Origin of the sequence: Desulfovibrio ferrophilus, assembly GCF_003966735.1 — a bacterium.
In the GTDB taxonomy this organism is placed as follows: Bacteria; Desulfobacterota; Desulfovibrionia; order Desulfovibrionales; family Desulfovibrionaceae; genus Desulfovibrio_Q; species Desulfovibrio_Q ferrophilus.
Genome location: NZ_AP017378.1, coordinates 739,343 through 759,032 on the forward strand (window position 1 = coordinate 739,343; position 19,690 = coordinate 759,032).

The following is a 19,690-nucleotide window of genomic DNA, read 5'->3' on the forward strand; positions in this document are numbered from 1 at the left end:
AGCAGGGTATGATCAATTCAGGCTATAGTTTATCTTTGAAGATATCCTGCATTTTCTTGTAGATGGTGTTGGGCGTGTAGGGTTTGATCACATAATTGTTGACCCCGGATTGGATGGCCTCGACGACATGCCCGTTTTCGGCCTCGGCTGTAACCATGAGCACCGGGGTGTCATTGAACTTTTCGGACTCGCGCATCATCTGTAACAGTTCCAGGCCTGTTTTTTTGGGCATGTTCCAGTCCAGCATGACCAAGTTAAAGTCCTGATCCTCATCATTCAGCATGCGCCAGGCCATGTCGCCATCATCGGCATAGGACAGGTTCTTGAAGCCGACTGCTCGCAGAATATCTGCCAGCATGCGGCGCATGGACTGGTAGTCGTCAACGATGAGGATATGGATCGAGCGATCGATGGTCATGATTTCTGCCTCTGAATACTGTTACTGTTGTCTCCACAATAGGCCAGAGAACGCTCGAAGAATCAAGCTCTTACTATATGTAATGACCGCTGATGCCGGACTAAAACGTCACGAATACATCATCAGAGTTTCTATTGCCTTCCTTGGCGTGTTAGGATACCTAGGGCCTCCCATCCCGGGGACTCCCAATATTATAAGGATTAGATATGCCCAAGAAGACGGCTGCCAACGACCGCATCAGAAATATTGCCATTATCGCTCACGTTGACCACGGCAAGACCACGCTCACCGACCAAATGTTCAAGCAGAGCGGGCTCTTCCGTGAGAATCAGGAAGTCAACGACAGGGTCCTTGACTCCATGGACCTGGAGCGCGAACGCGGCATTACCATTGCCGCCAAGAACTGCTCCATTTCCTGGAAGGGCGCAAAGATCAACATCATTGATACCCCTGGTCACGCCGACTTCGGAGGCGAGGTCGAACGTGCTCTGTCCATGGCTGATGGTGCGATTCTGTTGGTAGACGCCTCTGAAGGTCCGCTGCCTCAGACCCGTTTTGTGCTGGAGAAGGCTTTGAACTCTGGACTGGCGCTGTTTGTGGTTGTGAACAAGATCGACCGTGCTGATGCCCGTCCCGAAGAAGTGTTGGGTGAGGTCTACGACTTGCTCATCGATCTCGGCGCGGACGAGGAACAGATCGATTGCCCGGTGTTCTACGCCATTGGTCGAGACGGCTTGGCTTCCACCTCGCTGGAGACCCACGGTGAGAACCTGCATGTTCTTATGGACGCCGTCGTGGAGAAGATGCCCGCTCCTCGTTTTGATCCAGATGCTCCGTTCCAGATGCTGGTGTCGGACCTGGGGTATTCCGACTATCTTGGCCGCTTGGCTGTTGGCCGAGTCGTGGGTGGAACTGCCAAAGGCAACGAGCAGCTGGTCTGTATCGGTGAAGACGGCAAGCCTCGCCCTCTGCGTGTGACCCGTCTCCAGACCTACGACGGATTGACTCTGGTGGATTCCACCAATGCCGAGCCCGGCGATATCGCCGTCATCTCCGGCATTGATGACGTGACGATTGGTGACACCATCTGCACCTCTGCCGCACCTGAAGCCTTGCCGCGCATCACCGTGGATGAGCCCACCGTGTCCATGCGTTTTGGTATCAACACCTCTCCGCTGGCTGGCACCGAGGGCAAGCTGGTGACGTCTTCCAAGATTCGTGACCGCCTGAACAAGGAAGCTCTGTCCAACGTGGCCATCCGCGTGGAAGACACCGAAGACAGGGATGCCTTCCTGGTCAAGGGGCGTGGCGAATTCCAGATGGCAATCATCATTGAAACCATGCGTCGCGAAGGTTTTGAGCTTAACGTTGGTCGTCCTGAAGTCATCGACAAGATCGACGAAAAGGGCAATCGCCTGGAGCCAGTCGAACACTTGTTCGTTGATTGCGACGAGCCGTTCATGGGTGTGGTCACCGAGAAGCTTAACCAGCGTAAGGGTCGCATGACCAACCTGATCAATAACGGAACCGGTCGTATCCGCATGGAGTTCTCCGTGCCTTCGCGTGGCTTGATCGGCTACCGTGATGAATTTTTGACCGACACCAAGGGTACCGGCATCATGAACTCCTATCTTTCGGGATATGAGCCTCACCGGGGTGACTTTCCGTCCCGCTTCTCCGGGTCTCTGGTTGGTGACCGCTCGGGTAAGGGTGTGGCCTACGGCATTTTCAACCTTGAGCCGCGTGGGCAGATGTTTATCCAGCCTGGCGAGCCAGTTTATGAGGGGCTTATCGTGGGTGAGCACAACCGCGATAACGACATTGACGTCAACCCCTGCAAGGAAAAGAAGCTGACCAACATGCGCGCCAGCGGCAAGGATGAATCCGTGGTCCTGACCAACGTGATTCCCATGACTCTGGAGCGTGCCCTGCACTTTATTCGTGAGGACGAGTTGGTCGAGGTGACACCGCAGTCCATCCGTTTGCGCAAGGTTGAGCTGTCAGCCATCAAGCGCCATCAGATGGCAGGTAAAAAGAAGAAGAAGAGCTAAATCGTCCATGCTTTGATTTCAAATTCATGTCTTTAGCTATCCCCCGCGTCACGTTGTGGCACGGGGGATTTTTTTGATTTTATTTTTGTTTCAAACAGCTCTTGTTTATTGTGTTCTCTATTCTGATATATTAATGATTCTGCAATGAAAGCACGCGATCTTGTACTGGCCCTTGTCGTTGCCGTTGTCTGGGGATTTACCTTTGTGGTCATTGAGGTGGGGCTGGAAAGTTTTCCACCGTTGCTCTTCTCAGCACTACGTTTTTTTGCCGCAGCCGTACCGGCTGTTTTTTTTGTGCGCCGAGGCAATGTGCCTTGGAGTGTCATTGTGTCCGTCGGGCTGGTTTTTGGAGCTGGGTATTTCGGCTTGCTGTTCGTGGGGATGGAGCGTGGAGTTCCGGCGGGCTTGTCGTCGCTCGTTGTTCAGATTCAGGCGGCGTTTACGGCAATTCTGGCCGCAGCCCTGCTGAAGGATCCTCCTGTCGCGGCCCAGAAACTGGGCATGACTATCGCCTTTGCCGGGATCGGCCTCATCGCCTGGGAGTTTGTAGGTGAGTCCTCTGCGCTGGGGCTAAGCCTTGTTCTGGCCTCTGCATTTGTCTGGGCACTGTCCAATATCATTTTGAAGCGGGCCGGGAGTATCGACATGTTTCGGCTCATGGTCTGGATGAGCCTTGTCCCCATTCTGCCGCTGCTGGGGATGTCCGCCCTGTTTGAATCCGGGCAGATGGAGGCTCTGGCATCATTGGATGTGAAAGGAATTGGAGCCGTCCTGTATGTCGGTTATGGTGCCACCGTGTTCGGGTTTGGCGTTTGGGGTGACTTGTTCAAACGCTATCCTCCCAATGTTGTGGCTCCCTTCTCCCTGTTGGTCCCGATTTTTGGTATGACGTTCTCATGGTTGTTGCTGGGCGAACAATTCACCCTGCTTAAACTTGGGGCGTCCCTTCTGGTCTTCATTGGGCTTGCCACCAATGTTCTGGGGCGAATGCGCCATGATGCCGCGTGTGCGCATCGCCAATCCTGTCGCTGAAGGGCGTCCTTCTTAATATTTGATCCAGAGACGCTAATTATCTGTTGTGCCTTGCATAGCAGGGGTGTAGGGAGCTTGCATGTTTAGAAAAATATCGCCCGAACGGGCCATGGAATTGCTGCGAGAAGGTAACGCCCGCTGGCTGAGCGGAAGGCTTGAGCACCCCAACCATGACGAGGAGCGTCGGCGCGCCACCGCCAGGGAAGGGCAGCAGCCCTTTGCCACGGTCTTGACCTGCTCGGATTCCCGGGTTGCCCCGGTTGTGCTGTTCGATGTGGGCATCGGCGATGTCTTTCAGGTTCGCGTGGCGGGGAACGTTTCCGGCCCGGATGTGCTGGGTTCCATCGCGTATGCGGTGCACGAACTGGGAACCCCGGTTGTCGTTGTACTGGGGCATACTGGTTGTGGAGCCGTCCAGGCGGCCTTGGGCGGTAACCTGCCCGAAGGCACAATTCCTCCGCTGGTTGAGAAATTGAGACCCATCGTTGAGCAGGCTCGATTGGAGTGTCCGCACTGTGGACCGCATGCTTTGGCCGATCATGCCTCGGCAATCAATGTAGAGCGCGTTTGTGGTGAGATTCTTCGCGATAGTCCCGTGGTGCGTCAGGCCGTCGAAGAGGGGCATACCGTGGTGGTTGGGGCAATGTATGATTTGGATAGTGGCGAGGTCGAATGGTTGGATTAGGCCGCATGTTTGAATGAACGCGGCCTTACAGTATGAGGCCTGGCAATGTGTCGGATCGGGCTGAGAGGGAGTTTTGCCCGTCCGTGAATGGAGTCGGAAATCTATGCATTTCTGCGAATGGTTCTGGCTATTTGTGATTTATATTTTGTTGATGCCGTTGAGCTCTTTCTGAAGCTCAACGAGTCCCACCCTTGTTCCTGTCTTGAATTCCAAACCCATTTCCAAGCCGTGCTTCCAGGCCAGAGTGCATTCAATATTATGCAGGCAATGACTTCCGGCCTTGAGGCTGGTCTCTAGTGTGATGTCGGAATCAAAGGGGAATGAATCCAATGATTCCAATGTTGTTATGATTGTTCTTGTGTACTTACTGTTTATTGAAACAATAAAGCCTTCTGATTTTTCTGCATTAGATAATATTCTGCATGGTTCACTGGCTGGATATGCCTTTAGCATTCGGCTGAGTTGTATAGTTTTATTGTTTTCTTTTTGTTTATTGGTTTTCATGGTTGCCTCCATTGATTCATTTTGCGTTAATGTTAGCAGTATTTTGGTTTTTTGTGCATAAAAATGAATAAATATATTGGCAATGATTTCGTTCGATTGGATAGTCAGGTTCAACTTATGGGGCTGTCGATGAGGAGGATTGAGCGAAATTTGGCGTGCAGCAGTCGGCTGTTGGGGTTGTTTTCAGGCACAGCAAAGCATGCCGTCGTGACGAGAATATGGCGGTTCAGTACACAACCGTGAACGTTGTGTGGCTGTTTAAAGTCTGCGTGAGATTGACTCAGACATCGAGGGATTACGCCCGGCTGTAGGCGTTGTTTTGAATTACGCCGTTATTTTTGCGCTGACTTGCGACTCTGGGACAGGGTGATGGCTACCCTCGTAACAGTGCGAAATAACTCAGGCCAAATATTGTTAAAAAGAAGCAGGGCACCGCCAGCCTGCGCCAGGCTCGACCAATATCCACCTTGAAGTGTTGGCAGGTCAGCAGGAAACAGATGTGGATGGGTGAAACCATGACCCCGGCAAAGCCCGCGAACTGTCCAAGGACCAGATAAGGGATGACTTGGTCCATCATGTTCATCTGCGCCAACAGGCCAAGCATCAAGGGAAAGGTTGCTCCCACGAAGGCGACATTGATGCCGGAGATGAGGCCCACAAGAAATGGCAGTAGAACGGCCGAGGCGATGAGGGCTACATTGCCACCCGCCATGCGGGCCAGCTCGGTGACGACCCCCGAAGCCTGCATGAATTCCTTGAAGATGAAGATGGCTACGATGACGAAAAGCATCTGCCCGAGATGCTTGGAGAATAGGATTTTGCCCAGATCAGAGGCGGACATTCTGTTCTGTAAGACTGCGCAGGTGATGGCTGCGCTGAGAGCGGCAAGCACGCCCCATTCAAAGGCGACACCCGGCATGAAGATGCCAATTCCTATCTCCAGTATCACCGCTCCACAAATGGCGACAATGAGTGGCAACCCGAGAGAAAGGGTTCGGCCCAGGTTCCTTTGGGTATTCGTGGGTGAGGATGCCGAGGCGGATATCTTGACGCGCCGTAGGACAAAGAACCAGCCCAGCAGGAACATGATGGGGATGGCCGGGAAGGTATAGGCGATCAACCGGTGCAAGGGGATGTCCGCAAGGGATGCCGAAAGGATGAGGCCCGGATACAGCGGCCAGGCCAGTTCCCAGACGTGACGGAACCAGTAATTGAGCATGACCTTGTCGGCATTGTCCAGATCCATGTCGCGGGAGACTTCATCGACCATGGGTGCGGAAAAAATTGCGCCGCCGGGCATGGGCAACAGGCCGATGAGTGCCGGGAAAAAGATGAGGCGAAGCCTGGGACTGCGCAAATAGGCGGTCAGGGCCTCCATGAGGCGTTTGGATTGGCCTGTCTCGGCCAGGGTGCCCGAGAGCATCATGATCAGTCCAACGATGGCGGACAGGAACAGTGTCTTTTCGTTGGCCAGTGCTGAGGTAACGGCTCCGGGCCATTGCCCTATGGGCAGGTTGAAAAAGAGTCCCGTCAGGGCTGCCCCTGCCAGAATGGAGGCGCCCAGGCCAATACGCAGACGGATCCCAACCAGCATCGCGGTGAAGGCTGCAAGAATTTTAATCAGTGGCATGAGAGAGGCGACGGCATCCATGATTGAAGCTCCGGGCAGGGCACTAGGGCTTGGTGTATGATATTAAAATTATAATATATCAGTAAGGTGGCGCAAAATTACACCTACATTGCTCGAGAGGCAATGCTTTTGGTGTGCGCTTAGCGAGAGGGGCGTGAATATGGAGGGACAAGCCGCCAGGTGATCAGCATTAGAGCGAAGAAAAGTATATAAATCAGCATGAAAGCGTTCGTTGGGATATCCCAATAGAAGAGCTTCTCCGCCCAGTAGTCCATGAAGGTTGTTTCATATCCAGCTGACTGGTCGGCTACTCGCCGCAGTCGATGTTCCCATTCGGTAAGGGGACAGAAGACGCCCAACAATGATTCCCCAACGACAATCCCCATGGCCCCCAGATGCGTTAGGCGCAACCAGCGCGAGCGAATGAATTTCCATCCGTAGAATTTTCCCAGCCAGATAATACCAAGTCCCATGCTGATGAAGGCCGCAAATGCCCAATGCAGGGCGAGAATGAGGTCGGCGAGCACTATGGCGATGTCTGATGACATGACCTGATTGTTCCCCAGAGATTTGTCCCTTGCAATATCCAAAAGAACGTTTGTGACCAATTTCAGCATTTTAATTGCAATTAAAGATAGATATCACCTTTGAATTTAAGGGGAGTTTATAAAAAGAGGGGCTTGTGAAAAAAATACTTGATTGAACGTTCAATCAGTTTTATTTCTGGATCAACAAGGACGCGTAAGCGCCGAACATCGAATGTAAGGAAGTTGATGATATGACCAAGGAAATACAAGTGCTGGTAGTGGAAGATCACATGGCTGGCGACCTTTTCGTTTCCGACATGCTACGCGCCCAAGGCGTTTGTGTGCATGTGGCCGAATCCTGTGAGAAGGCCATGAACAAGATGCTGGAGTACATGGATTTAGTTGTTGTGGATTCGCGGGTTGAGGGCTGTACGGGCAAGGCCTTGGGAATGATCAAGAGCCGGGTTGCCACGACCAGTGTCATTGCCGCGTGCCCCGCATGCGAGTTGGAATCCGTACGCCTTGGTGGCCGTGTGCGGGCTGATGAATACATCGCACTGGATACCACGCGGGATGAGTTCCAGGCCGCAGTGATGTCAGTCTATTCCAGAAGCTCCAGGGCTGTGGTGGTCGAGACCAGTGCTCCGCGTCGCAGATTTGGTTCTGCCGCATAAAATTTACCTCCAACCTACCGACCAACTGGAGAGAGAGGCCCGGGGTGTTGCGCGACGCCCCGGGCCTTTCCACGTCGTGAGTTCAGGCCAATGGAATAGGAACTGGTTGGTGTTTGCAACTTGGCCTTTTCCCCTAGTCCTGGCGATGTTAGAAGTCACAGCTATGAGACATGATCAGATACCCGAGAATATCGCGGTTGAGACTTCGGAAGAATTCGGACTGAGTCGGATTCTGGTTAGGCATGACATTGCCATTCCCGGGAGTCCTGAACGCTGTGTGGCCAGGGTTGTCGTAGCAGATGATTCCGCAGGTTTGTGGGTCCTCGAACGTCTGTTCCCGAAACAGGCTGACCGGCGTGAATCTGTGGCGCGGGCCATGGCCAAGCTCCAGGCCGGAGGTCTGGGCACTGTTCCTGCCTATCGTCCCAGCCGGCAGGGCAGCCATGTCTTGCGCAAAGGGGGCTGGGACTGGCAGATCGGCCCGTATGTTCCAGGTGATAGACTTCCTCAGCCGGAGTACATTCAGCACGATGAGCGAGGACGGTCTTTGGCTTCGTTCATAACTGGGTTGCAGCGATTGGGGCCAGAGGCCTCTGCAGGATTGGATGCGGTGTTTTCGCTGCCGGAATATATGGATGATCTGCTCGTGACCATCAGCAAGAATCGACCTGAATTGCTGACCGTTGTTCAACCCGTGCGCGAGGCTCTGAGTGAGCTTGATGAAGCCTGGGATGAGTTGCCACGAAGTCTGGCTCATGGTGATTTTCACCCGTTGAATGTCATCTGGAAAGGACAGCTCGTTCGCTCGGTCATTGATTGGGAATTCTGTGGCTTGCGACCGGAACTTTATGACGCAGCCAACATGCTGGGCTGTACGGGTAGTGAGGATCCGAAATTCCTGGCCTCGGGTTTGGCCCGGGCCTTTCTGGTTGAATTGCGCCAATCGGGGGTGCTGACAACTGCCAATGGACGTTGGCTGTTCCCCCTGTTCTTGGGGCTGCGCTTTGCATGGCTTTCGGAATGGTTGCGCCGGAGCGATGATCAGATGATCGAAATGGAAATGGCTTATATGCGCTTGTTGCTTAATAACCGTTCAGATTTGGAACGGATTTGGCTCAGTTGATCCTTGCCCCGAACGTTGTCTGAAAATGAATATCCAACCTCTGTGGTGGTTTCTTTTTTTACCGATTGTGTGGTCAGAAGCGACTCTTGGTTGTGATTATTTCAAGTCCTTAGAGTGTGGTCTGTATACTGATCCGTTTTGTATGGCTCTTGGGGGTGGTGACTTGGCCCTGAACAATGGTATGGATTGAATGTTGAATTCAAAATCATAGGGTTGGAGGCATACTGACGATGGAAGGGAAGCAAACGCTGTGGAAGCAGAAGTATCTGTTGGAGATTGATGAAATCGATGAACAGCACAAGGGTTTTTTTGACCTGTGCATGAAGCAGGCTCTGCTTTGTGACCGGGCCAGAAAGGGAGAGGCCATTTCCGTTCGCAATATTATCAAAGCCATATTTGCCTTGCGCAACTATGCCTTTTACCATTTTCACACGGAAGAAGGCCTCATCGTCAAGTATCGCTATCCTGGGGTTTATGGCCACCTACGCAAGCATGACCTGTTTTTGCAGAAATTGATGGAGTTTTCTGAAGAGCTAGAGGGGTATATTGCTCATCAGGATACCGAGGCCAGTGAATCCTTTCTGGATTTGGCTGATCGAATTTCAGCGTATGCGACAACGTGGTGGGGTGAGCATATCGTCGAGGTGGATAAGCAGTATGCCCAGCACATTCGGAGTTGCAAAGGACGCCCATCGGGAGGCGAGTGCTCTTGACCCCTCGGCGCCGTGCAGGTAGCTAGGACGCCCCGTCGGCATTGGTCGACAGGGGCGTTTTTTCAAGGATAGGAGAGGTATGAAGCGTTGCGATGTGATTGTGCTCGGGGCCGGAGCTGCGGGGCTTTTTTTTGCCGGACATGCTGCTGGACGTGGGCGGTCCGTGATCGTGTTAGACCCGGGTCCAAAGCCTGCGCGCAAGGTACGTATTTCCGGTGGCGGGCGATGCAATTTCACGAACCTGGACATGGATGCTGAACATTTCGGCAGTGGCAATCCGCATTTTGTAAAGTCCGCACTGGCTCGATTCACTCCCTGGGACATGGTTGGGTTTCTGGGCGAGTACGGTTTGTCTTACGAGGAAAAGGCCGAGGGACAGTTGTTCTGTGCCGAGGGCGCGGGGGCAGTGGCCCGTGCGCTGGAGGGGTTTGCAAAAGGGACAGGAGCCTCCATCAGACTTGGTGAGTCCGCGCTGGGCGTGCTGAAGGACGAAGATGGTTTTGCTGTGGAGACAGAGCAGGGGCGTTACCGGGCAAAGAGTCTGGTCGTGGCCACGGGTGGCCCTTCCTGGCCCGGAGTGGGCGCTTCCTGGTTTGGATTCGAACTGGCCCGGCAGTTCGGCCTGCGAGTGGAACCGCCACGCCCGGCCTTGGTGCCGTTGATTTGTGGCAATTGGAAGCATGTCGACCTTGCTGGATTGGCCCTGCCAGTGCGTGTGAGCTGTGGGGCAGCTGTGGTCGCCGATGATCTGCTGTTTACGCATAGGGGGCTTTCCGGTCCTGCCATTTTGCGTATTTCATCACACTGGAAGAAAGGGGAGTCCTTGATTATTGATCTGCTGCCTGGACAACATGTGGCAGCACTCATTGATGACACGCGCCGCGAGTCGGGAAAGACTCTGACGCGCAACCTGCTGGGTAAGCATTTGCCTTCTCGCCTTGCCCAACGCGTCTCAGGTCATGTGGGATTTTTGCCTGTGGGCGAGCTGGATCGCGAGACCATGGACACGCTCACCGCACGTATTCATGGATGGGAAGTGTTGCCCACCCGCTCCGAGGGTTGGGAAAAGGCCGAGGCCGCTGCGGGTGGTGTGGACACACGCGCCTTCTCGTCCAAGACCATGGAGGCCCGTGACGTTCCCGACTTGTATTTCATCGGCGAGGTTCTGGACGTGACTGGTGAGCTGGGGGGCTACAATCTCCACTGGGCCTGGGCTTCGGCCCATGCCGCTGCACAGAACGTCTGATGCCGCTTTCCCGCATTTTTCTGCTCTTTCTGGCGTGCGACGTCCGAGATTGTTTCGGTGCAGTAAACTTCCATGCATTCCTCTGCGTTGACAAAAAAACAGGCCGCCTCCCGGTATCGGGAAGCGGCCTGAAGTCGTTCAAAGGAATATAATCCTACCACTCGAAGGGGCGGATGGAATTGATGTAAATCGGGTCCGCGGGAACGTCATCATGGAAGCCCATGGATTTGGTGCGGGCTTTGCGGATCTTGTCCACAACTTCCATGCCCTCGATGACCTTGCCGAATACGCAGTAGCCCCAGCCAGCCTCATTTTCGGCTCTGAAATTCAAGGAGGCGTTGTCCTCAACGTTGATAAAGAACTGTGCGGTGGCCGAATGAGGGTCCATGGTGCGGGCCATGGCAATGGTGCCACGCTCGTTTTTCAGGCCATTGTTGGCTTCGTTCTTGACGGGAGCGCCGGTGGCCTTTTCCTTCATCATGCCGGTAAAACCACCGCCCTGAATCATGAATGTGGGGATGACGCGGTGGAAGATGGTGCCGTCGTAATGCTCTTCCTCCACGTATTTCATGAAATTCTTTACGGTCTCAGGGGCTTTGTCTTCGTACAGTTCGATGACGACTTCGCCCATGGCGGTCTCCATCATGACCATCGGGTGATCGGACATATTGGTCTCTCCTAGGATGTAGTTTTGGGTCCCCCGGCTATAGGCCAAAACCGGACAAACGCCAAGGGGCGGTGCTGGGGGTGCAAAGGGCCCCTAGATCAATGGTGGGGTTGCCACGGACAGTCGGAGGTATTGCGTTCGCAGTTCATGATTGGCGACGCCTTCGGCCATATGGAGGTACAGCAGCTTGAGGACGCCGTCATGGATATCTGCGACATGGGCCAGTCTTCGAGATCGGTACTTGTCAGATTGGGATCGCAACCAGTCCGAATACTCTCTGGCGCGGTGCGAGGCGCGATGCTTGGCATCGATCTTGGCAAGGCCGTTCTGTCCGGCCTGTTCGCAGGGGCCATCCAGTGCCAGGAGCCGTTCAGCCTGCTGGATGAGGGCGTCCATATCGTCTGCGGGATAGGTGTACATGTCTTCGCCAGGGGTGAACAGTTCGTCTTGACCATGGCCCACCTCTGGCGTCAGCAGGCAGGCTCCCGTTCCGAGTGCTTCAAAGACGCGGAAATTAAGGTCACCTCGTTCGCAATAGTTGAGTACGACCCTGGCCTTGGGGAAGAGTTCGCGGAAATCTCCGTGGGTCACGTGCAGGGAAGGAAGATGACGCTTGAGTTCGGTTAGGAAAGTGAAGCGCTTTGGGGTGGTTTCGCGGTTCACGGTTCCAGCAAAGAGCAAATCCCATTCCTTGTCTACGTCCCGGGGGCGCATGTTGTCCGGCGCCCAAGGGGGGAGCCATTTCAGGCATTCATCAGGCAAGATCTTGCCCTGGAATCCGGGCAGATGATCCCTCAGGCTGATGGAACAGAGATCAAAGGCCTGGGCGTAGACCGGCTGCCAGGAATGGATGTGCGAATCCACGCAGTGGAAGGCGGTAAGACAGGGCCAGGCCTCGATGCCAGCCAGAATGGGAGGCAGACTGGCATCGCCCAGGACCACGGCGTCTGGTTCGCCTTTGCAAGTTGCCACCACTTCGCCCCAGGTGAGTAACCGGGTTGTGCGCTGCCTTATGACGGTGACATCCCAGCCTAATGCTGTCATTTCATTGGCGAAAAAAGGTGATCCTATCCAACACAGTTTCTTCATTTTGCCTCCGCGCGCAGGGTAGCTCAATTCGCGCCGGCGGTGAAGAGGGATATGTCATGGGTTGAGGCCAAGGCGCAAAGAGGATATGCACTCCCCGACGAGGGATTTTTCCCCGCACCAAGAGAAGGAGAGCCACATGAGCAAGATAAAAGTGACCCCCCAGCAGACCCAGCCCGAATTCGAGCTGATGTATTTTCTTGAGATCTGCGGTGAGAGCCGCATTCAACATGATTTGATGGAGAAACTCGAGGCCGCTTGGTTGGATTGGAAAGATCGCGTGCATGCTTACAAGCTCACGCCCTCCACATCCAAGAATGACGACGGTTTCCTACTGGTCTATCTGACCAAGGGCGTTGAGGATGCCGTGGAAGACGCCTGGCAGGAATCCCCTGACTCGGGCATGTTCTTCCATAATCTCGCCATCACTCTTGTCATGAGTGCCGCTAGCAGTCTGATTCCTGAAATGGCCGAAGGTTGCGCTCCTCTGCCTCGCCCCGGCGAGGAAGTACTCGGGATCTTCGAGGAGATGGGGTTGGAGTGGAATCCGGCCATTGGCTCCTTGAATCGTCAGTATGCGGTATACACCCCCATGCCGTACCGTGGTGGGTGTGAGGTCTGCATGCAGTCCGATACCTGCCCCAATTCGACGCTCAGAGGGGAATAACCATGACCATGCCTGAAACATCCATGCAGGAACACGTTCGCAGTGTTGTCCTTGAACGCCTGGATCAGGATGCGGACAAGCGAACCGAAGCCCTGACCGAATTCTTTGGCGTGACCATGAGCGGAGCTGACACCGTGGCCATGGACAAGCTGGCCGACCTGGTTCCTCCTCTGCTACCCAAACTGTATGAAAAATGGGTGGGCATGTTTGTGGAACGGTTTTTCGAGACCGTACCTAAGGAACAGATCGAGTTGCTGTGCGATGGCAGTGACGAGAACAACGCAGCAATCCTGCTGATCTATCTGATGTTCCTGGAATCCCAGCGCATGGAGGATCAGATTGACAAAGACCTCAAGGAATATGGTCTGTCGATGACCGGCGCCGATGACACCGGTGATCTGGCTTCCAGCTATATTCGAGCCAAGATGACCCAACTGGGCAAGACCATCAAGAAGCAGGGCGATAACTGATCGCTTTGCCCTTGTCTGTTTTGAGGTGTAATAACAAAGCCCGTCCGGTTGTGAACCTGGCGGGCTTTTTGGTGGATTGGCTAACGGTTGTGGGGCGGAGGTTCCTCCTGTGTTTCCCGAGTCTGTTGTGGATATGTGGGCAGGGGAGGCTCTGCGGCATGGCTTAGGCGTGGTGGTATCGTTGAAAGATGAATACGCCCTTTGGTTTGTTGTGGGATGATGGCTTGATGGAGAGGGGATGAGAATCTTGACTGGTCATATCGTTGCGCGGAACGCTCCCCGTTGGGCTCGTGCTTGGGACGTGGTGCTGTCCACGTGCATGATGGTCCTCATCGTCCTTGTGATGGGTGGCGTATTTTTTGCGTATACTGCCGCTTCGAGTGTTGCAGCTGAACCAGCTCCGATCCAACAGGTTACGGAGGTGTATCGCCTGCCGCATGCGCCGGGGGCGTTCACCCAGGGATTGTTTTTTGTCGGCGAACGTCTGTTTGAGACGACGGGGCGGCATGGGCAATCCCGCATGATGGAGCTTGATCCGCGCACAGGGGAGATGTTGCGAACCCATTTTCTTCCTGCCCGGTATTTTGGCGAAGGAGCGACGGCGATGGGCCCGCACGTGGTTTGGCTGACATGGACCAGGCAACAGGCGTTTATCTTTGATTTGGAGTCCTTAGAAGCGAGTGGTGAATTCAGTTACCGGGGAGAGGGTTGGGGATTGGCCAGCGACGGTGACCGCTTCATGATGAGCGACGGGAGCAGTGTGATCTCCTTTCGTGATCCACAGACCTTTGTTCGTCATGGTGAAGTGCAGGTGACGGATGGCGGTGTAGCGGTGGAGCGTTTGAACGAGTTGGAGTGGGTGAGTGGGGTGCTCTATGCCAATGTCTGGCGGGATTCGCGGATTGCCGTGATTGATATTCGAACCGGGAATGTGGTGCGTTGGTTGGATCTGGCCCCCTTTCATCCGCCATTGGATGATCCGGCGGCAGTACTCAACGGCATTGCCTATGACCAGCGTAATGATTGCCTGTTGGTGACGGGCAAGCTGTGGCCGGAGATGATCTGCGTCCGCCCTGTGCATTGATTGAATTTCGGCTATATACGGGGCTTTGGTGAAGGTGCGTTTGGTTTCTCGGATTATTTGCTAAACATTGTTGGGAGTTGTCCCGCAGATCGTTCCTGTTTGATCTAGAAAAAGTCTTGATTTCATGTGGTGATTGCGGATATAGGGGGGTAGTAGATGTCAAGGGAAATTTTTATTGGATCAGGACAAGGGGGATTGCATGCCTCAGGTAGCCGCACGGGTTTCCGACGAGCACGAGCAATGGCTCAAGGAATATTTTCGGACCAAAAGCGCTGGCGCTGAGTTCGTGGTCCCATGGGCCGTGGACACCTTTTTCCGTTCCATCAACGCCGTCCGTGGTCAGTTCTCCACCGCAGAACTCAAAACAGTTCTTGAAGCGCATAAGGATGTGAAACTCCTGCCGGACCAGTCCCGGTTGGCGTATCTGCAACTGCGGGTTCAGGATGCTTGCGAGCTGAACATGACCCATACCAAGTATGGGGCATCCAAGGCTAATCTTGAGGCCAAGCTGAAGCGCTTGAATGATACTCAGGCCGCGGCCTTGATGATTTGGGCCACTGCCTTCTGGGTCAGCAAGGAGCAGAAGGAGTCTGACATGGAAGAGTACGTTCGTCAGATCAGTTAGTTTCCGACAGTTTTATCCCGTCTTTCAAGGCCGTGCTTTGCGCGGCCTTTTTTTGTGGGGAAAATATATCGAAATCACCGAGTGTTCCCGAGATGTGGTGGCAGAGGTGGAGATGATGATGCTAAAGTAATGGTCGAACTAGGCCGATAGGATTGAAGAGCGCATGTGGGCGTTGCGCCGTGTTGTGTGTGCATGTCTTTCGGCAACACGGTTCAGCCCCGAAACTCGGAAAAGGAACACGTCATGATAAAAAGGCTAGTCTTGCTTGCGTTGCCGGTATTGCTGGTGGCGGGATGCCAGTCCCAACTGCCCATGGCCAGCAGTTACCCCATGACCACTCAGCACAAGATGCAGGCTGCCGAGCATTGGGATATTCTTGCTGCAGACGTGGCCCAAAGAATCAAGACGGCGACAGAAGAGCGCATTGAGTTGCGACTGTTGGCCATTGATATCGACACGGACCAGAGTGGTCCGTTTCATGACGTCTTTCAGAACCTGCTCAAGTCACAGCTTGTGTTCAGGGGCTTGCAGGTGGCTGACAAGGAAGAGAATCAGCTTGAGGTCAAGTACAAGGTACAGGTGGTCAAGCACGGTTCACGCTTTCAGCGGCCTCCTCCGGGATTGCTGACGGCCATTGGCTCCGGTATTGCCGTGATGCGTGATCACCTGACGGTTAACGCCAACTATGCCGCTGCTCCCATCGGTTTTCTGGCTGACATTGGCATTGGCTATTTGAATTTCCATTCCAATCATGAGGTGGTCATCACTACGGAGATGGTCTGGAAGAACAGGTACGTCGTCCATTGCTCGGATATTTATTACATCAACGACCCGGACTACAAGCACTACGGCGATCCCATCCCCGGAGTCGCCACGGTCCAGCCTGATCCCATGGCCGACATTGGTGTCGCCTCCATGGGTGTGGTGAACGAATAGCGGAGGACACGAAGCCGTGCCAGGAAGAATTGTTATTGTCTGCGTTCTGTTTGCCACTACCATTGCCCTGTCCGGGTGTGGGAGCATGATGGGTCATTCTGCGCAGGAGCCCGCACCACAGGTCAATTACAGCCAGCCCACCACGTATGCCTGGGAGGGCGACGCCCTTATTGCGCAAAGTCACGTGGCTGCGGACGGCATGATTGCCAATCTGGAGAGCCGGTTGCCGCGAGGAGTGCGAATTCTGGCTGCAACCTTTGTCAATCGCGATAATTTCGACGAGTCTTCGGCTTTTGGCCGTCTGGTGGCCGCTCAGTATGTCACGCGGCTTTCCCAGGCCGGGTTCGGGGTCATGGAGATTCGTCTACGTAGCGAGATGGGCATCCGTGTGCGTGAGGGAGAGTTTGCTCTGTCGCGCAAGACCGCCCAGTACATGCGCCAGAACTTTGATGCCAGCGCGATTCTTGTCGGTGATTATACCGTGGATGATGCCGGGGTCTTCGTGTCCAGCCGATTGGTGCGCCTTGATACCGGCGTTGTGGTGGCAGCATATGATTTTGTTGTGCCTAACCAGGGCATGGTGACACGTTTGCTGGATGACGGCACCGAGGATGTTGTCTTTGCAAAGTATCTGCGCCAGCGAGCCTATGGCCCGGTGGCTGAGGCCTCCATGCAGGCTCCTGCGGCAGGCTTTGCTCCTCTGGTCCAGGAATTTCCCTTGATCCCGGTGGCTCCACCCACTGAGCAGGATGGCCCCACGCCGGTGCCTGGGCCATTCAGATTGTTCCCGCCAGCATCTCTCCAATAACGCTGGCAGGTCTTTTGTGCATTCCAGCCATGAAAACGGCCATTCTTCGGGGTGGCCGTTTTCAATTGCACGGGCTTCCCTGAGTAGGGTGGTGTGCGGTATGACTGTTCAAAACACGGAGGCTCCATGTTCCGTTCTCACTGCATAGTGTTGATCGTCTTGATCCTGCTGACCTCAGGGTGCGCCATTAATGTGGAAACCTTCCGCGATTATGATGAACCGTTGGAAGAAATCGTGCTGCAGGGAGAGGGAGACGCCAAGGTGCTGGTCATCCCCGTGCGCGGGATCGTGTCCACCAGTCCTCATGAAGGTCTGGTGTCACGGCGGCCCAGCTTGGTTCAGGAGGTCGTTTCGCATCTTTCCCGTGCTGCGGATGATCCACAGATCAAAGCCGTTGTCTTGCAGATCGACAGCCCGGGCGGCACCGTGGTCGCTAGTGAGATTCTGTATAACGAGCTCATGCGCTGGCGTGAGCGGACCGGGGCCAAGATTGTGGCTCTACAGATGAGTGTGGCTGCCAGTGGCGGGTACATGACCTCTCTAGCAGGAGATGCGATCGTGGCACACCCCTCTACCATTACCGGCTCCATCGGGACTGTGTTCATCTCACCCAACGTGGCGGGGCTGATGGACAAGATAGGTGTTTCAGCCGAGGTCTACAAGTCCGGGAAGCATAAGGATATCGGATCTCCCTTGCGCGCTTCCACGGATGAAGAGCGACGCATCATGCAGGGCATGATCAATGAAATGAATAGCCGTTTTCTGGCGCTGGTTACCGAGCGTAGAGGGCTTGACCAAGCGGCCTTGGAAGATGTAGCCGATGCGCGGGTACTGACGGCGGGTCAGGCCTTGAAACTGGGCCTGATCGACCGCGTAGGCTATGTGCACGAGGCGCTGGAAGAAGCCATGCGCCTGGCAGAACTGCCCGAGGATGCACGTGTGGTTGTGTACCGGCGAACACATTTTGCCGAGGATAACCTGTACAACACGGCAACCAGTGACTATCAAGGGCGCACCCCTGCTTTGATTGATTTGGGGTTGCCAGCTTTGCCTGGGGTCGGTGTCTCCGGTTTTTGCCATCTGTGGGCACCGGAATTCGACTGACCCTGTTTGTTGATAACAAGATGCCCTGCGGGGTGTGACGAGGAGGATACCAATGAGTGATGAATGGTTTTCCGTGGGAACCTTCCCCGAATACAATGACGATGCCTGGGCCGAGCAGAAACGTTGGGCCGATGTTGCCGAAGACGTGGCTCTGTACCCCGAGATGAACGTGCGCGTGGTCAAGACCGACGACAAGGGCGGCGTGCGTGTCGAGGTCTCCGAAGAATTGTACAGCTTTTTCAAGGGCCGCCCCATGTAGGGCGCCAGCTCATTGAAACGAAAAGGCCGGAAGCATTTGCTCCCGGCCTTTTTTTATGTGTTGATGGAAGTCGTCTTCATGGACGGCTTCGATGCAAGGCTAGTGATCGCAGATGTTCTGACCCAGCGTCAAACCGCCAGCGAGGTAGGATTTCACCACGTCTTCGGCCGGAGCCGGGGTGGCGCCCACAAGTACCTTGAGGCCGCGTTCGGTGAATAGGGACTGGGCACGCGAGCCCATGCCACCTGCGATAATGAGATGAGCGCCCTGGTCCGCGAGCCAGTTGGGCAGTACGCCCGGCTCGTGCGGCGGTGGGGTACGATCCTCGGAAGACTTGATGGTCTTGGTCTCGTTGTCCACAGTGATGAAGGTGAACACGTCGCAGTGCCCGAAGTGCTGGCACAACTGGCCTCCGGCCACGGGGATGGCGATGACGGATTCTCCGTTACTGGAGATGACAGGCTCGGCCTTGATACTCGCAGCACCTGGGGCCACGAGTTCCTGTAGACGTTCGGCCATGCCCAGCATGGGCTTGATGATGCGATTCATGGCTTCTGAAGTTGGAGTGTGCTCACCCAACTTCAGAATGGAGTAGCCTTCGTCACCGGAGCGAGCCACGGCCGGGTCCAGAGGGATGCGCCCCAGGAAGTTGACGTTCATTTCCTTGGCCAGGGCTTCGCCGCCGCCGGAATTGAAGATGTCTTCCACGTGGCCGCATTTGGAGCAGGTGAAACCACTCATGTTTTCCACGATGCCGAAGACCTTGTTACCCACCTGATCGCAGAAGGTCACGGAACGACGTACGTCGTCAATGGCCACGCCCTGCGGGGTGGTGACGATGACGGCCTGGGCATCCGAACCAAGCTCCTGCAAGGCGGACAGAGGCTCGTCGCCGGTTCCCGGAGGGCAGTCGACGATCAGGTAATCCAACTCGCCCCAGACCACGTCGGAGATGAACTGACGGATCAGACCGATTTTTACGGGACCGCGCCAGATGACTGCGTCGTTCTTGCTGGGCAGCAGGAATCCGAGGGACATGACATAGAGATTGTCGGAATAGGGCACCGGCTCCATGCAGTCGCGTTCCATGTGCGGCTTGGCGTCGGACAGGGACAACAGACGCGGTACGCTGGGGCCGTGGACGTCAACGTCCAACAGACCGACCTTCATGCCCGCCATGGACAGGGCCACGGCGATGTTGGTGGCCACCGTGGATTTGCCCACGCCACCCTTGCCCGACATGACGACCAGCTTGCGCTTGATCTTGGACAGGGTATTTTTGATCTTCTCGTCCTGGGGATTGGTTCCGCAGCTATCGGGGGAGCAGCTCCCGTCGTTGCCGGAGCAGTTTCCGCATTCGTGGCTCATATTCGTTTTCCTC

Annotated in this window: 22 protein-coding genes; 15 read left to right on the forward strand and 7 right to left on the reverse strand. The window is 54.9% G+C overall.

Annotated elements, in window-relative coordinates:
- Positions 1-22 precede the first annotated feature (22 nt).
- Complete coding sequence (locus EL361_RS03390; protein ID WP_126376616.1) at positions 23-418, reverse strand: response regulator; 396 nt, start codon at positions 416-418, stop codon at positions 23-25.
- 206 nt (positions 419-624) lie between these two features.
- Here EL361_RS03390 and typA point away from each other — a divergent pair, with 206 nt between their 5' ends.
- The 3 genes from typA to EL361_RS03405 all read left to right on the forward strand — a co-directional run bounded on the left by typA (position 625) and on the right by EL361_RS03405 (position 4,186).
- Positions 625-2,469: a translational GTPase TypA gene (gene typA, locus EL361_RS03395; RefSeq protein WP_126376618.1), complete on the forward strand. Its 1,845-nt coding sequence runs from the start codon at positions 625-627 to the stop codon at positions 2,467-2,469.
- A 144-nt stretch (positions 2,470-2,613) separates the two neighbouring features.
- Positions 2,614-3,501 (forward strand): EamA family transporter, encoded by an 888-nt coding sequence (locus EL361_RS03400; protein WP_172961621.1) that lies wholly within the window; start codon positions 2,614-2,616, stop codon positions 3,499-3,501.
- A 79-nt stretch (positions 3,502-3,580) separates the two neighbouring features.
- The gene (locus EL361_RS03405; protein ID WP_126376620.1) at positions 3,581-4,186 is read left to right on the forward strand and encodes a carbonic anhydrase; all 606 of its coding nucleotides are present in this window, start codon (positions 3,581-3,583) and stop codon (positions 4,184-4,186) included.
- A gap of 138 nt (positions 4,187-4,324) precedes the next feature.
- On the opposite strand, the gene EL361_RS03410 is transcribed toward EL361_RS03405, so the two are convergent.
- The 3 genes from EL361_RS03410 to EL361_RS03420 form a co-directional block, all read right to left on the reverse strand.
- On the reverse strand, positions 4,325-4,690 hold the full coding sequence (locus EL361_RS03410) for a hypothetical protein (RefSeq protein ID WP_126376622.1): 366 nt from the start codon (positions 4,688-4,690) through the stop codon (positions 4,325-4,327).
- 373 nt (positions 4,691-5,063) lie between these two features.
- Complete coding sequence (locus EL361_RS03415) at positions 5,064-6,341, reverse strand: DUF401 family protein (protein WP_126376624.1); 1,278 nt, start codon at positions 6,339-6,341, stop codon at positions 5,064-5,066.
- A gap of 119 nt (positions 6,342-6,460) precedes the next feature.
- Complete coding sequence (locus EL361_RS03420; protein ID WP_126376626.1) at positions 6,461-6,937, reverse strand: DUF2784 domain-containing protein; 477 nt, start codon at positions 6,935-6,937, stop codon at positions 6,461-6,463.
- 161 nt (positions 6,938-7,098) lie between these two features.
- Between EL361_RS03420 and EL361_RS03425 the strand changes: the two genes are divergently transcribed.
- The 4 genes from EL361_RS03425 to EL361_RS03440 all read left to right on the forward strand — a co-directional run bounded on the left by EL361_RS03425 (position 7,099) and on the right by EL361_RS03440 (position 10,603).
- Positions 7,099-7,521 (forward strand): response regulator, encoded by a 423-nt coding sequence (locus EL361_RS03425; protein ID WP_126376628.1) that lies wholly within the window; start codon positions 7,099-7,101, stop codon positions 7,519-7,521.
- Between the two features lie 163 nt (positions 7,522-7,684).
- The gene (locus EL361_RS03430; protein ID WP_172961622.1) at positions 7,685-8,644 is read left to right on the forward strand and encodes an aminoglycoside phosphotransferase family protein; all 960 of its coding nucleotides are present in this window, start codon (positions 7,685-7,687) and stop codon (positions 8,642-8,644) included.
- Positions 8,645-8,874: 230 nt separating this feature from the next.
- The gene (locus EL361_RS03435; RefSeq protein ID WP_126376632.1) at positions 8,875-9,357 is read left to right on the forward strand and encodes a bacteriohemerythrin; all 483 of its coding nucleotides are present in this window, start codon (positions 8,875-8,877) and stop codon (positions 9,355-9,357) included.
- Between the two features lie 79 nt (positions 9,358-9,436).
- Positions 9,437-10,603, forward strand: a complete 1,167-nt coding sequence (locus EL361_RS03440) for a BaiN/RdsA family NAD(P)/FAD-dependent oxidoreductase (RefSeq protein ID WP_126376634.1) — start codon at positions 9,437-9,439, stop codon at positions 10,601-10,603.
- A gap of 154 nt (positions 10,604-10,757) precedes the next feature.
- Here the strand turns inward: EL361_RS03440 and EL361_RS03445 are convergent, their stop codons facing one another.
- Together EL361_RS03445 and EL361_RS03450 are read right to left on the reverse strand one after the other, a co-directional pair.
- Entirely contained in the window at positions 10,758-11,270 is a 513-nt protein-coding gene (locus EL361_RS03445) for a peptidylprolyl isomerase (RefSeq protein WP_126376636.1), read from the reverse strand.
- A 93-nt stretch (positions 11,271-11,363) separates the two neighbouring features.
- Positions 11,364-12,242, reverse strand: coding sequence for a glycosyltransferase family protein (locus EL361_RS03450; RefSeq protein ID WP_232034864.1), 879 nt, complete (start codon positions 12,240-12,242; stop codon positions 11,364-11,366).
- A 253-nt stretch (positions 12,243-12,495) separates the two neighbouring features.
- On the opposite strand from EL361_RS03450, the gene EL361_RS03455 reads away from it, so the two are divergent.
- From EL361_RS03455 to EL361_RS03490, 8 genes are all read left to right on the forward strand, one after another.
- On the forward strand, positions 12,496-13,023 hold the full coding sequence (locus tag EL361_RS03455) for a hypothetical protein (RefSeq protein WP_126376640.1): 528 nt from the start codon (positions 12,496-12,498) through the stop codon (positions 13,021-13,023).
- A gap of 2 nt (positions 13,024-13,025) precedes the next feature.
- Positions 13,026-13,493 (forward strand): hypothetical protein, encoded by a 468-nt coding sequence (locus EL361_RS03460; protein ID WP_126376642.1) that lies wholly within the window; start codon positions 13,026-13,028, stop codon positions 13,491-13,493.
- A 238-nt stretch (positions 13,494-13,731) separates the two neighbouring features.
- Entirely contained in the window at positions 13,732-14,577 is an 846-nt protein-coding gene (locus EL361_RS03465; RefSeq protein WP_126376644.1) for a glutaminyl-peptide cyclotransferase, read from the forward strand.
- Between the two features lie 199 nt (positions 14,578-14,776).
- Positions 14,777-15,202, forward strand: a complete 426-nt coding sequence (locus EL361_RS03470) for a hypothetical protein (protein WP_126376646.1) — start codon at positions 14,777-14,779, stop codon at positions 15,200-15,202.
- A 243-nt stretch (positions 15,203-15,445) separates the two neighbouring features.
- Positions 15,446-16,138, forward strand: coding sequence for a hypothetical protein (locus EL361_RS03475; RefSeq protein WP_126376648.1), 693 nt, complete (start codon positions 15,446-15,448; stop codon positions 16,136-16,138).
- 16 nt (positions 16,139-16,154) lie between these two features.
- Positions 16,155-16,946, forward strand: a complete 792-nt coding sequence (locus EL361_RS03480; protein ID WP_126376650.1) for a FlgO family outer membrane protein — start codon at positions 16,155-16,157, stop codon at positions 16,944-16,946.
- A gap of 126 nt (positions 16,947-17,072) precedes the next feature.
- Positions 17,073-18,050, forward strand: coding sequence for a signal peptide peptidase SppA (gene sppA, locus EL361_RS03485; RefSeq protein WP_126376652.1), 978 nt, complete (start codon positions 17,073-17,075; stop codon positions 18,048-18,050).
- A gap of 52 nt (positions 18,051-18,102) precedes the next feature.
- The gene (locus EL361_RS03490; protein ID WP_232034866.1) at positions 18,103-18,309 is read left to right on the forward strand and encodes a hypothetical protein; all 207 of its coding nucleotides are present in this window, start codon (positions 18,103-18,105) and stop codon (positions 18,307-18,309) included.
- A 99-nt stretch (positions 18,310-18,408) separates the two neighbouring features.
- On the opposite strand, the gene EL361_RS03495 is transcribed toward EL361_RS03490, so the two are convergent.
- Positions 18,409-19,677 carry an iron-sulfur cluster carrier protein MrpORP gene (locus tag EL361_RS03495; protein WP_126376654.1) on the reverse strand — a complete coding sequence of 423 codons (1,269 nt, stop codon included), beginning with the start codon at positions 19,675-19,677 and terminating at the stop codon, positions 18,409-18,411.
- Positions 19,678-19,690: the final 13 nt, after the last annotated feature.

What these genes read in the sequence shown, in the direction of transcription:
- EL361_RS03390 (WP_126376616.1), bottom strand. Translation starts at nt 418, where the DNA reads ATGACCATCGATCGCTCGATCCATATCCTCATCGTTGACGACTACCAG.
- typA (WP_126376618.1), top strand. Translation starts at nt 625, where the DNA reads ATGCCCAAGAAGACGGCTGCCAACGACCGCATCAGAAATATTGCCATT.
- EL361_RS03400 (WP_172961621.1), top strand. Translation starts at nt 2,614, where the DNA reads ATGAAAGCACGCGATCTTGTACTGGCCCTTGTCGTTGCCGTTGTCTGG.
- EL361_RS03405 (WP_126376620.1), top strand. Translation starts at nt 3,581, where the DNA reads ATGTTTAGAAAAATATCGCCCGAACGGGCCATGGAATTGCTGCGAGAA.
- EL361_RS03410 (WP_126376622.1), bottom strand. Translation starts at nt 4,690, where the DNA reads ATGAAAACCAATAAACAAAAAGAAAACAATAAAACTATACAACTCAGC.
- EL361_RS03415 (WP_126376624.1), bottom strand. Translation starts at nt 6,341, where the DNA reads ATGGATGCCGTCGCCTCTCTCATGCCACTGATTAAAATTCTTGCAGCC.
- EL361_RS03420 (WP_126376626.1), bottom strand. Translation starts at nt 6,937, where the DNA reads ATGCTGAAATTGGTCACAAACGTTCTTTTGGATATTGCAAGGGACAAA.
- EL361_RS03425 (WP_126376628.1), top strand. Translation starts at nt 7,099, where the DNA reads ATGACCAAGGAAATACAAGTGCTGGTAGTGGAAGATCACATGGCTGGC.
- EL361_RS03430 (WP_172961622.1), top strand. Translation starts at nt 7,685, where the DNA reads ATGAGACATGATCAGATACCCGAGAATATCGCGGTTGAGACTTCGGAA.
- EL361_RS03435 (WP_126376632.1), top strand. Translation starts at nt 8,875, where the DNA reads ATGGAAGGGAAGCAAACGCTGTGGAAGCAGAAGTATCTGTTGGAGATT.
- EL361_RS03440 (WP_126376634.1), top strand. Translation starts at nt 9,437, where the DNA reads ATGAAGCGTTGCGATGTGATTGTGCTCGGGGCCGGAGCTGCGGGGCTT.
- EL361_RS03445 (WP_126376636.1), bottom strand. Translation starts at nt 11,270, where the DNA reads ATGTCCGATCACCCGATGGTCATGATGGAGACCGCCATGGGCGAAGTC.
- EL361_RS03455 (WP_126376640.1), top strand. Translation starts at nt 12,496, where the DNA reads ATGAGCAAGATAAAAGTGACCCCCCAGCAGACCCAGCCCGAATTCGAG.
- EL361_RS03460 (WP_126376642.1), top strand. Translation starts at nt 13,026, where the DNA reads ATGACCATGCCTGAAACATCCATGCAGGAACACGTTCGCAGTGTTGTC.
- EL361_RS03465 (WP_126376644.1), top strand. Translation starts at nt 13,732, where the DNA reads ATGAGAATCTTGACTGGTCATATCGTTGCGCGGAACGCTCCCCGTTGG.
- EL361_RS03470 (WP_126376646.1), top strand. Translation starts at nt 14,777, where the DNA reads ATGCCTCAGGTAGCCGCACGGGTTTCCGACGAGCACGAGCAATGGCTC.
- EL361_RS03475 (WP_126376648.1), top strand. Translation starts at nt 15,446, where the DNA reads ATGATAAAAAGGCTAGTCTTGCTTGCGTTGCCGGTATTGCTGGTGGCG.
- sppA (WP_126376652.1), top strand. Translation starts at nt 17,073, where the DNA reads ATGTTCCGTTCTCACTGCATAGTGTTGATCGTCTTGATCCTGCTGACC.
- EL361_RS03490 (WP_232034866.1), top strand. Translation starts at nt 18,103, where the DNA reads ATGAGTGATGAATGGTTTTCCGTGGGAACCTTCCCCGAATACAATGAC.
- EL361_RS03495 (WP_126376654.1), bottom strand. Translation starts at nt 19,677, where the DNA reads ATGAGCCACGAATGCGGAAACTGCTCCGGCAACGACGGGAGCTGCTCC.